At 33.9% G+C, this 13,524-nt stretch carries 15 protein-coding genes; 9 read left to right on the forward strand and 6 right to left on the reverse strand.

Features of this window, described 5'->3' with window-relative positions:
- The first annotated feature begins 65 nt into the window (after positions 1 to 65).
- The 5 genes from ES675_RS10050 (at position 66) to ES675_RS10070 (ending at position 3,313) form a co-directional block, all read left to right on the forward strand.
- A complete protein-coding gene (locus ES675_RS10050; protein WP_066251873.1) occupies positions 66 to 1,037 on the forward strand; it encodes a M23 family metallopeptidase in 972 nt (323 codons plus the stop codon).
- Positions 1,037 to 1,366, forward strand: coding sequence for a MerR family transcriptional regulator (locus ES675_RS10055; RefSeq protein WP_066251869.1), 330 nt, complete (start codon positions 1,037 to 1,039; stop codon positions 1,364 to 1,366). The genes ES675_RS10050 and ES675_RS10055 overlap by 1 nt, the downstream gene beginning before the upstream one ends.
- Before the next feature lie 64 nt (positions 1,367 to 1,430).
- Positions 1,431 to 2,027 carry a LemA family protein gene (locus ES675_RS10060; protein WP_066251867.1) on the forward strand — a complete coding sequence of 199 codons (597 nt, stop codon included), beginning with the start codon at positions 1,431 to 1,433 and terminating at the stop codon, positions 2,025 to 2,027.
- 5 nt (positions 2,028 to 2,032) lie between these two features.
- The gene (locus ES675_RS10065; RefSeq protein WP_066251861.1) at positions 2,033 to 2,470 is read left to right on the forward strand and encodes a TPM domain-containing protein; all 438 of its coding nucleotides are present in this window, start codon (positions 2,033 to 2,035) and stop codon (positions 2,468 to 2,470) included.
- A 9-nt stretch (positions 2,471 to 2,479) separates the two neighbouring features.
- Complete coding sequence (locus ES675_RS10070) at positions 2,480 to 3,313, forward strand: TPM domain-containing protein (protein WP_066251858.1); 834 nt, start codon at positions 2,480 to 2,482, stop codon at positions 3,311 to 3,313.
- Positions 3,314 to 3,429: 116 nt separating this feature from the next.
- On the opposite strand, the gene ES675_RS10075 is transcribed toward ES675_RS10070, so the two are convergent.
- Together ES675_RS10075 and der are read right to left on the reverse strand one after the other, a co-directional pair.
- On the reverse strand, positions 3,430 to 6,234 hold the full coding sequence (locus tag ES675_RS10075) for an outer membrane beta-barrel protein (RefSeq protein WP_066251855.1): 2,805 nt from the start codon (positions 6,232 to 6,234) through the stop codon (positions 3,430 to 3,432).
- Between the two features lie 180 nt (positions 6,235 to 6,414).
- Complete coding sequence (gene der, locus ES675_RS10080; protein WP_066251853.1) at positions 6,415 to 7,719, reverse strand: ribosome biogenesis GTPase Der; 1,305 nt, start codon at positions 7,717 to 7,719, stop codon at positions 6,415 to 6,417.
- Between the two features lie 130 nt (positions 7,720 to 7,849).
- Here der and ES675_RS10085 point away from each other — a divergent pair, with 130 nt between their 5' ends.
- Entirely contained in the window at positions 7,850 to 8,347 is a 498-nt protein-coding gene (locus ES675_RS10085) for a GTP-binding protein (protein WP_066251848.1), read from the forward strand.
- Positions 8,348 to 8,424: 77 nt separating this feature from the next.
- On the opposite strand, the gene era is transcribed toward ES675_RS10085, so the two are convergent.
- From era to ES675_RS10100, 3 genes are all read right to left on the reverse strand, one after another.
- Positions 8,425 to 9,306: a GTPase Era gene (era, locus tag ES675_RS10090; protein ID WP_066251844.1), complete on the reverse strand. Its 882-nt coding sequence runs from the start codon at positions 9,304 to 9,306 to the stop codon at positions 8,425 to 8,427.
- 25 nt (positions 9,307 to 9,331) lie between these two features.
- Positions 9,332 to 9,790 carry an RNA methyltransferase gene (locus tag ES675_RS10095; RefSeq protein ID WP_066251841.1) on the reverse strand — a complete coding sequence of 153 codons (459 nt, stop codon included), beginning with the start codon at positions 9,788 to 9,790 and terminating at the stop codon, positions 9,332 to 9,334.
- 166 nt (positions 9,791 to 9,956) lie between these two features.
- Entirely contained in the window at positions 9,957 to 10,226 is a 270-nt protein-coding gene (locus ES675_RS10100; protein ID WP_066251835.1) for a winged helix-turn-helix transcriptional regulator, read from the reverse strand.
- 156 nt (positions 10,227 to 10,382) lie between these two features.
- Here ES675_RS10100 and ES675_RS10105 point away from each other — a divergent pair, with 156 nt between their 5' ends.
- From ES675_RS10105 to ES675_RS10115, 3 genes are all read left to right on the forward strand, one after another.
- Positions 10,383 to 10,895, forward strand: coding sequence for a VOC family protein (locus tag ES675_RS10105; RefSeq protein ID WP_066251831.1), 513 nt, complete (start codon positions 10,383 to 10,385; stop codon positions 10,893 to 10,895).
- 488 nt (positions 10,896 to 11,383) lie between these two features.
- The gene (locus tag ES675_RS10110) at positions 11,384 to 11,893 is read left to right on the forward strand and encodes a hypothetical protein (protein WP_148367421.1); all 510 of its coding nucleotides are present in this window, start codon (positions 11,384 to 11,386) and stop codon (positions 11,891 to 11,893) included.
- A 62-nt stretch (positions 11,894 to 11,955) separates the two neighbouring features.
- Complete coding sequence (locus ES675_RS10115; RefSeq protein WP_066251825.1) at positions 11,956 to 12,474, forward strand: GNAT family N-acetyltransferase; 519 nt, start codon at positions 11,956 to 11,958, stop codon at positions 12,472 to 12,474.
- Positions 12,475 to 12,502: 28 nt separating this feature from the next.
- Here the strand turns inward: ES675_RS10115 and ES675_RS10120 are convergent, their stop codons facing one another.
- A complete protein-coding gene (locus ES675_RS10120; RefSeq protein WP_066251822.1) occupies positions 12,503 to 13,153 on the reverse strand; it encodes a hypothetical protein in 651 nt (216 codons plus the stop codon).
- Positions 13,154 to 13,524: the final 371 nt, after the last annotated feature.

Genomic DNA, 13,524 nt, shown 5'->3' on the forward strand with positions numbered 1-13,524 from the left:
TGTTTGCAAAGCAGAATAATTAATTATTCTATTCTAATTAACTGCAAAAATAGTAAATTTAGCCAATGAGTAAGGTAAAATATTATTACGATTCTGAAACGCTCTCTTACAGGAAAATTGAGCGCAGGAAAAGACGCACCTTTAAATTCATCGGGCTTTTTATTTTAGCCGCTGGATTATTTGGTTTTCTTACCATGTTTATTACCAGTCAATATATTGAATCTCCTAAAGAAAAAGCCTTAAAACGCGAGCTTTCTAATATGCAATTGCAGTACCAATTGATAAATAAAAAAATGGATCAAGCCCAATTGGTATTGGAGGATGTTGCTAATCGTGACAATCATATTTATCGATTATATTTTGAAACCAACCCTATTCCTGATGAGCAACGTCGTGCTGGTTTTGGTGGTGTAAACCGTTATAAAAATTTGGAAGGTTTTGATAACTCTAAACTTATAATAGAAAGCAATAAGCGCATAGATATGCTACAAAAGCAAATTGTAGTACAGTCCAAATCATTAGACGAAATTGCTAAATTAGCAGAAGAAAAAGAAAAGTTACTAGAAGCTATTCCTGCCATTCAACCCGTAAGCAATGAAGATTTAACACGTATGGCTTCCGGTTATGGTTATAGAACAGATCCATTTACAAAGGTTCGGAAATTCCATTATGGCATGGATTTTACAGCACCCCGAGGCACACCTGTTTACGCATCAGGTGATGGCGTAGTAACGCGTGCTGATAGCCAATCTTCAGGGTATGGAAATCATATTCGTATAGACCATGGTTTTGGATATGTTAGTTTATATGGACATCTTTATAAATATAACGTCAAGAAAAACCAGAAAGTAAAACGTGGTGATTTAATTGGTTTTGTTGGAAATACAGGCCGTTCTTCAGGAGCACATTTACACTATGAAATTTTTAAAGATGATGAACGCATCAATCCGTTAAACTTCTATTATGGCAATCTTTCAGCTGAAGAATTTGACGAACTTTTAAAACATGCAACGCTTGAAAACCAATCTTTAGACTAATGCATATCAACTTACCCGAAAAACGATATTATGGAATTGGTGAAGTAGCCAAGGCTTTTGGTGTGAACACTTCTTTAATCCGTTTTTGGGAAAAAGAGTTCGATGTTTTACAACCAAAAAAAAATGCAAAAGGCAACCGAAAATTTACACCTGATGATATTCAGAATTTAAAACTCATTTTTCATTTGGTTAAAGAACGTGGATTTACACTTGATGGTGCTAAAATTCATTTAAAAGAAGAAAAACAACAAACACTTAATAATTTTGAGATTATCACCAAATTAGAGGGTGTCAAAGCACAACTTATTAAAATTAAAGAACAGCTGTAACATTTTAATAAAAACAGCAACTAATACATACAAACTTTACACTAAACACTAAAAACAACTTATTATGAAAAAATGGTTAATTCCCGTTATAATTATTGGAGTTATTGCAGTAGCAATTTACTCTTGGGCTGTAGGATTCAACAATACAGCAGTAGAATATGAAGCCGATGCTAAAACAGCATGGGCAGATGTAGAAAGTTCTTACCAACGTCGTAACGACTTAATTGGAAACTTGGTGAAAACGGTTCAAGGTGCTGCCGATTTTGAACGTACAACGTTAAGAGAAGTTATAGAAGCACGTGCTAAAGCTACTTCCACGACTATTGATGCTAGCAATTTAACACCTGAAAACATGGCACAATTTCAACAAGCTCAATCTGGTTTAAGTGGCGCATTATCCAAATTATTAGTATCCGTAGAACGCTATCCTGATTTGAAAGCCAATCAGAATTTCTTGGAGTTACAATCTCAATTAGAAGGCACTGAAAACCGTATTAATGTAGCAAGAGATCGTTATAACGAATCTGTAAATATTTATGACAAACATATTTCAAAATTCCCAGGAAGCTTTTTAGCAGGAATTTTTGGTTTTGAAGATATGCCTAGATATAAAGCAGATCCAGGAAGTGAAAATGCACCTGATGTTGATTTTGAATTTTAAGAACTATGTCTAAAATTGAAGAATTTTTAACTGCAGATGAAGAGCAAGCTATTATTGCTGCTATTCGCGAAGCCGAAAAAAACACCTCTGGTGAAATACGCGTTCATTTAGAAAAAACATCAAAAATTGATGTCTTTGATCGTGCTATGGAAGTTTTCCATTATTTAAAAATGGATAATACCAAACAACAAAATGGCGTTTTAATTTATGTAGCTGTAGAAGATAGAAACTTTGTGATTTTTGGTGACAAAGGCATTAACGATGTGGTATCAGATGATTTCTGGGACAGCACGCGAAATGCCATTCAAACCCAATTTAAACAAGGTAACTTTAAACAGGGATTAGTAGATGGCATTTTAAAAGCCGGAAACGCTTTAGAACACCATTTCCCTTGGGGACACAATGATAAAAATGAATTGCCTGACACCATTTCAAAAGGATAAAAACCAAACATGCCTAACTTAAAAAATTACATTTTTACACGTAAAACTTTTAAACAGTTTAGCCTTATTTGCGTCATGCTGTTTTTAGGTTTGCAATCTGGTTTGGCACAGTTTACTATTCCGGAAATGCCGAAAGAGCAAACGAGTGTTTATGATTATGTTGGTTTATTATCGGCTACCGAAAAAAGTGCTTTAGAAAATAAACTAATTAAATATTCTGACACGACTTCTACGCAAATTGTAGTTGCAATCATTTCATCAACCAATGGTGAAAATATTAATTATTTGGGTGCGCAATGGGGTGATAAATGGGGAATTGGTCAAGCGAAGGAAGATAATGGTGTATTAATTTTGTTGGCACGCGACGACAAAAAAATAGCGATTAACACGGGATATGGTGTAGAGCATTTGCTCACGGACGCTATGAGTAAACGCATTATAGAAAATGACATAATTCCCTTCTTCAAACAAAACGATTATCCAGGCGGTTTAAACCGAGGTGCTGATGCCATTTTTGAAGTCATGACTGGCGAATACAATGGATCAAGACCAAGTGGCAGTTCAGATGGCTTTCCTATTGGCGCGCTATTTCCATTATTCATAATTTTCTTATTTATCATAATTTCTATTTCGAAAAATAAGCGTGGCGGCGGAAAAGGTGGTTCTGGAAGTAATAAATCTGGAGGCTTTAGTATTTTAGATGCTATTATTTTAAGCAATATGGGTCGTGGAGGTTTTGGCGGTTCATCAGGTGGTTTCGGAGGCTCTTCTGGAGGCGGCGGCTTTGGCGGTGGTTTCGGAGGCGGTGGCTTTGGCGGCGGCGGTGCTTCTGGCGGATGGTAAATTGATATAAAGTTTAAGGTTCAAAGTTTAAGGTTACAGTTTTAAATAAAAAAAGCCATTTTAGTTCATGCTAAAATGGCTTTTTATTTATCAAAAATTGAAGTTATTAAAGTTGCTTAATCCCAATAGAAGTTATCATCCTTGGTTTCACCTTTACTTCCCAAGCTATTAAATTTCCAACTGAAGCTTAACATAAAATATTGTTCCAAAACGGTGCTTTGCGAATCCTGAATGTAGTTTTGGGTAGCCGTTCGTCTGGCATTTGTATTCTGATTCAATAAATCATACACCTTTAAAGTTACAGTTCCGGCATCCTTTAAAACCGAATATGCTAAAGTAGAATTCCAAAACCAGGCACTTTTTTGAAATCCTGGACCTATATTGGGATTGTAATTAAAAGCGATATCATTTCGCCATTCAAACTTTTTAGGAAGAAAAAGTGCCGTTCCAATATCTAAATTATGCTCCAAAAATTCACGATCTTCAAATTCAGCTAAATCATATTTATTTTTAGTAAATGAAACCGAGTAGCGTGGTCTAAATTCCATAACATCTTTCCAAGTAAAACGCAGACCAACTTCTGGCGATAATTCTCTCACTTTACTCGCATATTGCACATCATTATTAAAGTTGATGTTTCGTCTTAAATTTCCATTAACACCAACGCTAACTTTTACCGTTCGTAAACTATCAATTTTAACATCCTTGCTATAATCCATATTGGCATAAAACTGATAGTTACCATCAACGTTTGCAAATGTTGTTGTTCTTACAAAATTGTCATCGACCGTTGTTTTAGAAACCACTTGATTTTGTGTAAAAGTACCACCAACATAGGAATAGAATCCTGTTCGTTTCTGCCAGTCGAACGCATTAAAACCCAAATTTATACGATGATTATTAGACGGCTCCAAATCTGGATTACCAACAATGGTATTCAAGGGATCAGACACGTTTTGAAATGCTTGCAATTGCGATAATCTGGGTGGTTCATTACTTAAACGGTAGCTTGACCAAAAAGATGATTTTTGACTAAACTTATAACGTAAATAACCATTTAATTCCAGGGCTTCAAAACGTTTTTCAATACTTAATTCTGGACGTAATAAATCCGTATTGCCCAATGTTCTATACACATAATTAAATCCAATTCTTGACGACCATATTTTGTTACGAAAACTTAAACCAACACCAGGCGTCATACTTTCATCTAAATATTCAAAATCTGTACTTAAATCTTCATTAAAAACCGTGAAATCACCTTGCAAATCTTTATCAAAAGTACTTTTAGTATCCGTGCTCTTATCACGTGCGTAGGCATAATCAAAATCTAAAAACAGCTTTTCAGCAATTAATGGTAAACGGTAGTTAACTCTGGAATTAAAATTAGTAACATCACCTTCGCCATTTGTAAATTGATCACGTTCAGTTTGATCTATTAAAACGTAATCTGGATTATTTGGATTATTTACATCTTCGCCATAAACATTAGTTACAGATGTTAGAAAATCTTCAGATTCTCGAGTATTAATTTCATTGGTTAAATTTACCCTTACAAACGCCCCTTTTTTACCGAACTTTTTGGTAATATTAATGTTGTTTCGAAAGTTTTTACCAGTATTCTCTACATAGGAATTAGATGCAGAATTGTTGGTTAATATCCTGTCATCATTTAAAGATTCTTCAGCAGCATTGTAGGTATTGGTACTTTTAGAATATCTGAATGACGGATCTACATTAATTAAAAATGTAGAATCTATTTCAATATCAAATCCCACATTGGCCGAGTGGCTATCACTATCATTATAACTATTGGAAACTGAATTGGTATAGTATCGGGAATCTGGTAAAATATTTTCACGCTGGGAAGCTGTTTTGTTTTCAGAACTACTTCCAGAGAAGAAATAATCGGCTGCAACATCTGTTTTTTCACCGATTTTATCTGCATAATTTAAACCAGCATTTTGCGATTTGGTAATCCCTTCTCCACCACCAAAAGACCGACCATCAATTGTAAATGAACCATTACCTGACATGGACATGCTATAACCACCACCAAACATTTTACGGATTTCACCAAAACTAAATCCTGGCGAATTAATATTATTGCCACCAGCCAGCACACTTATACGTCTATCGTTATCAAAATAATTTAGCATTCCTGCACCTTCATAACGATCGTTAGTTCCTGCTCCTGCTGCTACACGACCAAATACACCTTTGTTATTTTCTTCCTTAATGGTTAAATTAATGGTTTTACTCTCACCATCTACTTCCTCGCCTGAAAAAGCTTCAGCCTTGGTTTTTGTATCCACAACTTGAATTTTTTCAATAAGTTCCTTTGTTAGGTTTTTAGTGGTAATGGTAGGATCATCTCCAAAAAAGGGCTTTCCATTAACAAGAATTTTATTCACCTCTTTACCGTTAATTTTTATTTTACCGTCTTCATCAACTTCAACACCTGGTAATTCTTTTAAAAGATCTTCAACAGTTGCGTCTTTTTTCGTTTTAAACGAACTCACATTAAACTCTAAAGTATCTTTTTTAATAGTAATTGGTGCCGTTGATTTGATTACCACTTCATCCAATTCATTACTCACATCTAAATTTATGGTTTCTAAATTAACCACTGGATTACTTAACGAAATGGTTTTCGTATAGGTTCTATAACCTACATAGGAGACGTGCAGTTTTACTGATTTATCTGAAATACGATCTTCTAAACTAAATTTACCTTCTTTATCTGAAATAGTATAGGTAATAACCGTACTATCTGATAAACGCTCCAAGTGAACGGTTGCAGATTCTAACGGTAATTGTTCATCTACAGAAATAATTTTACCTGAAATCTGAATAGGTCTAGATTGCGAAAACGCTACTGATATAGCAAAAAAGAAGACGACAAAGAATAAATTCTTCATGATTGATTGATGATTTTGGTTGGGTTTTTAAGGAAACGAATATAAAATGTTTAAAGTATGAAGGGTCTTAAAAAAAGCATAAACTTTTGTTATAAAATCTTACAAATGAAACATTAAAGACAAACAAAAACCCACTTGCAACTGCAAATGGGTTTGTTTATTACTGAGAATTTTTCTAATCTACTTTTTACGCATGTAAACACTAACAGGAACACCATGGAAATCAAAATGTTCACGCAGTTTATTTTCTAAAAATCGCTTATAACCATCTCTTACATACTGTGGTAAATTACAGAAAAAAGCAAACTGTGGCTGTGGTGTTGGCAACTGCATAATGTATTTTATCTTCACAAACTTACCTTTGTAAGCTGGTGGTGGATAGTTTTCAATAATAGGCAGCATAATTTCATTCAGCTTACTAGTCTTGATCTTTTTGTTTCGGTTATTATAAACCTCAACAGCCGTTTCAATAGCTTTATAAATACGTTGTTTATTTAATACGGAGATGAAAACAATGGGCACATCCGTAAATGGTTCCATTTGTTCTCGGATATGCTTCTCGAATTCCTTGGTTGTTTTGGTGTCTTTTTCAACCAAATCCCATTTATTAACCAAAATAACAATCCCTTTACGGTTTCGTTCGGCTAACCAGAATATGTTTTGAACTTGGCCATCAAATCCACGTGTGGCATCAAGAACCACCAAACAAACGTCTGAATGTTCAATAGCACGCACACTACGCATAACTGAATAAAATTCTAAATCCTCTTTAACTTTCGATTTCTTACGAATTCCCGCTGTATCAACCAGATTAAATTCGAAACCAAAACGGTTATATTTCGTATCAATCGAATCTCTTGTGGTTCCAGCAACATCCGTTACAATGTATCTGTCTTCTCCAATTAAGGCATTTATAAATGATGATTTCCCAGCATTTGGACGACCAACAACTGCAAAACGTGGCAATTCAGTTTCTTCTACAATTTCTTTTAATGGTAAAGCTTCAACAAGGGCATCTAACAAATCACCAGTTCCACTACCATTAATACTGGCAATGGTGAAATAATCACCTAAACCTAGTGAATAGAATTCCACAGCATTTTCTGCACGCTTACCATTATCAACTTTATTGACAACTAAAAAAACAGGCTTGGATACCTTACGCAGTAATTGAGCAACATCTTCATCCATGCCAGTTACGCCAGATTCTACATCTACCATAAAAATAATAGCATCAGCTTCTTCAATAGCAATTTCAACTTGCTTATCTATTTCAGCTTCAAAAACATCATCACTTCCTTTTACGTAACCTCCAGTATCTATTAATGAAAACTCACGACCATTCCAGTCGCTTTTTCCATAATGACGATCTCTGGTTACACCACTTGTGGCATCCACAATAGCTTCTCTACGTTGAATTAAACGGTTAAAGAAGGTGGACTTTCCAACGTTTGGACGACCAACTATGGCAACTATATTACTCATGTTATTACAAAATTTTGTGCAAATATAATGATAAGCTAATGATTTCGTTATATTTAGTGCATGTTTAAAATATGTATTTTTAAAAAAGAAATCGTATTTAGGTAATTAAGAACTTAATAGTCAGATAATAATGAGTCTCCAAACAGAAGAAATTGTATTACGTCCACGCTTTAAAAAGGAGCTTCCACAAAGCAATACGGCCGTTATTCAGCTATTTGCTGATGCTAAAAAGCAACAATCTGATTATATTATTTCTATAATTGACGATCATGTTTTTCTGAAATTACCCCAGCATAAACAGCATTTCTGGTCGCCACAATTGCAATTAGAAATTAATGAAGTAAACCATAATACCGCCATGCTTCACGGATTATTTGGACCCAACCCAACGGTTTGGACCATGTTTATGTTTTTTCACTTTATTGTAGGTGGTTTGTTTATTGGTTTTGGAATTTGGGCGTATTCCAATTGGACTTTAGATAACGAATATGCCATTCAAGTTGGTGTCATGGTCTTGATGGTTATTATTTGGATAGGCATGTATTTTGCAGGGCGTATTGGTCGTGATTCTAGTAAAGACCAAATGCATGAGCTCCATGATTTTATGAAAAAAATTATTAAAGAATAAGCTTATTCATTATAATTTGAAAGCGAAATTTACGCGAACTGACCAATTTTCATCAAATACACAAAAGCATAATACCACTATTGATTATACCCAAAACGCTTTAATTGACGTTGATTGCTTCGCCAGTTTTTATTCACTTTTACATATAATTCCAAGTGTACTTGCTTTCCAAAAAACTTTTCCAAATCTTTTCTAGCTTCCACACCTACGCGTTTTAAAGCCGAACCTTTATGGCCAATAATAATTCCTTTTTGGGTTTCACGCTCTACCATAATCACGGAACGCATACGGATAATGTCATCTTCTTCAAAAAACTCTTCGGTATCAATTTCAACCGCATATGGAATTTCTTTCTTGTAATGCATTAATATTTTCTCACGAATAATTTCATTTACAAAAAACCGCTCTGGCTTGTCTGTTAACTGATCCTTTGGGTAAAATGGTGGTGATTCTGGAAGTAATTCGATAATTCTATCAAACACTTCACGAACGCCAAAACCTTCTAAAGCAGAAACAGCCATTATTTCAGCATTTGGCACTTTAGCGGCCCATAATTGAACTTGCTCTTCTAGTTGATCTTGATCTGATTTATCAATTTTATTTAAGAGTAATAAAACAGGAATTGTAGAATTGGTAATTCGGTTGAAAAACGCCTCATCTTTCAGTTCCTTTTCGCCTATTTCAACCATATAAATAAGCACATCGGCATCATCAAAAGCCGATTTCACAAAATCCATCATGGATTCCTGCATTTCATAAGCAGGTTTAATTATTCCTGGCGTATCTGATAAAACCATCTGAAAATCATCTCCATTAACAATACCCAAAATACGATGACGCGTAGTTTGCGCCTTGGACGTTATAATGGATAGTTTTTCGCCAATAAAGGCATTCATTAATGTGGATTTCCCAACATTTGGGTTTCCAATAATATTTACAAATCCAGCTTTATGATTCATACTCATGAGTTTTATAGTGGCAAAGTTACGACCTTGGTTTATTTATTCCTCTATCATACATAACAATACTTCCAGCTACGGATACGTTGAGGCTTAATTCCGATTTGAATTTAATTAAAAAATGACTCTTTTCAATGGCTTGATTGGACAAACCATGATCTTCCGCACCCAACAAATACACACAGCGTCTGGGATGGTGAAAGGTTTCTAAATTTTCAGCTTGATCGGTTAACTCCACACCAACAATTCGGGCGCCTTTAGGCAGGTTTTTTAGAAAATCGTCAAAGGTTTCATAATGAGAATACGGCATAGCTTTTACGGCATTATGCGTATCGCAAGCTTGTTTAGCATAGCGATTTCCAATGGTGAATATAAAATTAGCGCCTAGATTTTGAGCCGAACGCCAAAGCACACCCAAGTTTTCTGGTGTTTTACCATTTTGAATCCCGATACCAAAAAACTCATTTTCAAAGTTATTACTCATGGCTGCAATTTAATAAAAATTGAAAAAATGGAAATATAAATATGTGAAAACGGTATGGTTTTGATTTAATGGGAAATGGGTTCGATTTGTGAATATATTTAAAAGTCGGCTATGGCTATGTCCTGTTTTAGGTAACAAGTTTGAAGTCAATCACATTGAATTAATCCTAATAATCTTCCAAGCCCCATTTATCCAAACTTCTTAAAATATTTTCAAGTGATTTCCCTCTATTAGTTAAACTGTATTCCACTTTAGGAGGAACCACAGGGAAAACTTTTCTAGTTATAAGACCATCTTTTTCTAAATCTCTTACCGTTTGTGTAAACATTTTATTTGAAATTCCTGGAATTTTCTTTTGTAACATTCCTGAACGCAAACCGCCTTCTAATAAATGAAATAGAACTAATGGTTTCCATTTTGTTCCTATCAAATTCATAGTATAATTCAAGGGACAACTATTATCTTTATTCAAAATACAACTTTATATTACTGATTATCATTATTTTACTCGTTTTAGTAACTATACCACTTTTTAGTAAGTTATTGCCAATTAAGCAAATATAGATTAAATTTGCAATCTAAAATAAAACTTATGACTACTAATAAAAATTATCCAAAATCATTTTCGCATATCGGAATAACAGTTCCTAATATTAAAGAAGCCGTAAAATTCTATTCAGAAGTTATGGGTTGGTATATTATTATGGAGCCTTCAAAAGTAAAAAAAGAAAAGGAAACTGCTATAGGTCAAATGTGCATTGACGTTTTTGGAAACGATTGGACGGAGTTTGAAATTGCTCATTTAGCCACTTCTGATGGCATTGGAATAGAATTATTTTCGTTTCCAAATGGTATTAAAGAAGCACCGGACTTTAATCCTTTCAACACGGGTTTATTTCATTTTTGTGTACAAGATCCAAATATAGAAGAGCTCATTGAGAAAATTTTGGCTTATGGCGGAAAGCAAAGAATGCCAATTAGAGAATACTACCCAAATGATAAGCCTTTCAAAATGTGCTATGTTGAAGATCCATTTGGAATAGTATTTGAAATCTATACGCACAGTTATGAACTAACGTATTCATCGGGTGCTTATTCAAAATAAAAACCGGTTTTCAACAGCATATAAATTAAGGGTCTGCTTCTAGCCTACTTAAGACTCCCGAAGCGTCGGGAATCACGCCTGTCTATTGGCAGACACTAATTTTTATCTCGTTTTTATTTGTTACATTAATTGCTTAACCACGCTACTAATAATTCACAAACACGTTAGCCTTCATTATGAATCACCCCTTTAGTTGATTAATTATCATACATTTAAAGAAACTAATCAACTACTTCAATGATAAAAATATTTCGGAAAATTCGTCAACGATTAATTACGGAAATAAATTTAGTAAATATCTTATTTATGCCATTGGAGAAATTACCCTTGTCGTTATCGGTATTTTACTTGCGCTTCAAATAAACAACTGGAATATTGATAGGACAAACAAAAATGAGTCCATTAAATTTAATCAAAGACTACTAACGGAAGTCAATGAAAACATTGTACTAATCAATATTAAAATTAAGAAAATTAAAAGTATGGTAATGAGTTCAAAAGGAATCCTTGAACTCATTAATAAACAGCCAAATGATGAAAGTTTAAAATCTTTAGACAGCCTGATTTTCGTTTCTATTATGGGCGTAAATAATAAAGTAAGAACAGGAACGCTGAATGAAGGGTTAAACACCGGGAAAGTAGCTTTAATAGGTTCTGATGATTTGAAAAGTAAATTGTACGGTTTACCTTCTGTTATTGAAAATATATCAGAAGCTGATAAAACGTATTCTCACTATAATGATCAAATTTTACAGCCATTTTTATTTGAAAATTTCAACTTTAGAACCATGGACCAAAAATTTTCAGGATATGATTTAGGCGATTCTAAATTCAACTTTTCACATAACAAAGATTTAATCAACAACGAGCAATTTGAAAACCTTATAGATAATCACTTTTTCCAATCAAACTCGCAACTGCTTTTTCATATGAGTTTAAAAAACCAATTTGAAGAAATAAAAAAATTAATTGAAGAGGAATTACCGCTGAAAAACTAACAAAAAGTTAATTTAGGCCGTGTATAATTTATTGCCTAATTTTAACTTACTTATAAATCCACATGAGTTTATTCACAGAAATAAAAACAGAACGCTTACTGCTCCGAAAACTAAAACATACCGACTGGGAAGCTATTTCCTATTTGCGTTCGGATACAGATGTCAATCAATTTGTAAAAAGGCCACCTGCGGAAACGCTAGAAAAAGCCATCGCGTTTATTACTAAAATCAGCAACGCAACAGACACAAACACCTCCTACTATTGGGTAATTACCGAACAAGGCAAAGACCAGATGTTAGGGAGTATTTCTATATGGAATTTTTCAGAGGACAGAAAAACCGCAGAAGTTGGCTACGATTTAAACCCAATTGCCCAAGGCAAAGGTATTATGGATGAATCCTTAAAAAACATCCTCCGTTTTGGATTTAATACGTTAAATCTAGACAATATAGAAGCCTACACACAGAAAAACAATACAGCGTCCATTAATTTATTAGAACGCAATGGTTTTAAACTAGTCGTTGGCAAACAGGATGCGGATAATTTAGAAAATGCTGTTTATGCGCTAAAGCAACCGTAACCAGTAGGTTAAATTTAGGTTTACGTTTTTACTGCACATTATAACTATCCAAACGACGCTCAACTGCGTGGAATGGTGTGTTGACAAATGAATTTGTATCATAAATAAGCCCAACACCTTCGGCATAATAAAAACGATCTAAACCCGGAAATAGGTCGCCTTCTGGTGATTTAGAATAACGCTCTGAATAGTTACAAGTAAAAACACCTGCTTCCACAGTCATTGACGCTTCATTTTCTGTTAACGTTTCAAAAACAGTTCCCCAAGATTGAATCGTAATAGTTCGTTCCGTTAAATCGGAATGCGTAAACTTTATGTTACCATCATCATAAATCAGATTTCCCAAGGAATCCCTTACATGCTCAAAATACTCACCATTAAGGCTTAATAGTGGTGCATTACTAGTATTACCAGTTGTTAATCTTCTAAATTTAAAATAGGTATTACCATTTATTACGTCTGTACCAACAATACTAATAGAATCCACAACACCTGTATCATCATAGATTTCTGTGCTTGAATTCCATAGATAGCTTTTATAAACCCATGAATTCCCAATTTGCAAACCATAAAATCCAGGATCGCTAATTTCATTGGTTGGTTGCGTTCCAGTATCATCATCTGAAGAACAGGAAAAAGCACATACTAAAACAAGAATAATTAACAAATTACGTATCATATTTTAAAAAATTAAGGTGGTTAAAAAACGTAATTTTGCTTCGAATAAAGGATAGGTGGTTGGTTCTGTATAGTTTAACGGCCTTTATTTTAGTTTATTGTTTTGTGGTTTTTTTTATATAGATGTGAGATTTCTAATTCATTACGATAATTAATAAAATATACGTAGAACTACTTATTGTGTTTTAGAAAAAATAACCCGAACTTCGTTTACAATTAATATAAATCATTAAAACAGATTCATATTATATCGTTAGCGGCAAGCTGAAAAAAAATCTCGTTACTATTGAAAATCCAACCGAAAAAGCCAGCCGCATATTTTAGCACTTTCGGTTTTTGCCAATGCTCAAAGCCAACGTTTGAAAAAACCAA

It is taken from the genome of Algorimicrobium algoritergicola (genome assembly GCF_008086165.1).
GTDB classification, from domain to species: domain Bacteria; phylum Bacteroidota; class Bacteroidia; order Flavobacteriales; family Flavobacteriaceae; genus Algorimicrobium; species Algorimicrobium algoritergicola.

Bases quoted from the DNA above. Each gene is read 5' to 3' on its own strand.
- der (WP_066251853.1), bottom strand. From the start codon at position 7,719: ATGAGTAATATAGTTGCCATAGTTGGTCGTCCAAACGTTGGAAAGTCC.
- era (WP_066251844.1), bottom strand. From the start codon at position 9,306: ATGAATCATAAAGCTGGATTTGTAAATATTATTGGAAACCCAAATGTT.
- ES675_RS10065 (WP_066251861.1), top strand. From the start codon at position 2,033: ATGTCTAAAATTGAAGAATTTTTAACTGCAGATGAAGAGCAAGCTATT.
- ES675_RS10110 (WP_148367421.1), top strand. From the start codon at position 11,384: ATGAGTTCAAAAGGAATCCTTGAACTCATTAATAAACAGCCAAATGAT.
- ES675_RS10075 (WP_066251855.1), bottom strand. From the start codon at position 6,234: ATGAAGAATTTATTCTTTGTCGTCTTCTTTTTTGCTATATCAGTAGCG.
- ES675_RS10105 (WP_066251831.1), top strand. From the start codon at position 10,383: ATGACTACTAATAAAAATTATCCAAAATCATTTTCGCATATCGGAATA.
- ES675_RS10060 (WP_066251867.1), top strand. From the start codon at position 1,431: ATGAAAAAATGGTTAATTCCCGTTATAATTATTGGAGTTATTGCAGTA.
- ES675_RS10050 (WP_066251873.1), top strand. From the start codon at position 66: ATGAGTAAGGTAAAATATTATTACGATTCTGAAACGCTCTCTTACAGG.
- ES675_RS10070 (WP_066251858.1), top strand. From the start codon at position 2,480: ATGCCTAACTTAAAAAATTACATTTTTACACGTAAAACTTTTAAACAG.
- ES675_RS10055 (WP_066251869.1), top strand. From the start codon at position 1,037: ATGCATATCAACTTACCCGAAAAACGATATTATGGAATTGGTGAAGTA.
- ES675_RS10095 (WP_066251841.1), bottom strand. From the start codon at position 9,790: ATGAGTAATAACTTTGAAAATGAGTTTTTTGGTATCGGGATTCAAAAT.
- ES675_RS10115 (WP_066251825.1), top strand. From the start codon at position 11,956: ATGAGTTTATTCACAGAAATAAAAACAGAACGCTTACTGCTCCGAAAA.
- ES675_RS10120 (WP_066251822.1), bottom strand. From the start codon at position 13,153: ATGATACGTAATTTGTTAATTATTCTTGTTTTAGTATGTGCTTTTTCC.
- ES675_RS10100 (WP_066251835.1), bottom strand. From the start codon at position 10,226: ATGAATTTGATAGGAACAAAATGGAAACCATTAGTTCTATTTCATTTA.
- ES675_RS10085 (WP_066251848.1), top strand. From the start codon at position 7,850: ATGAGTCTCCAAACAGAAGAAATTGTATTACGTCCACGCTTTAAAAAG.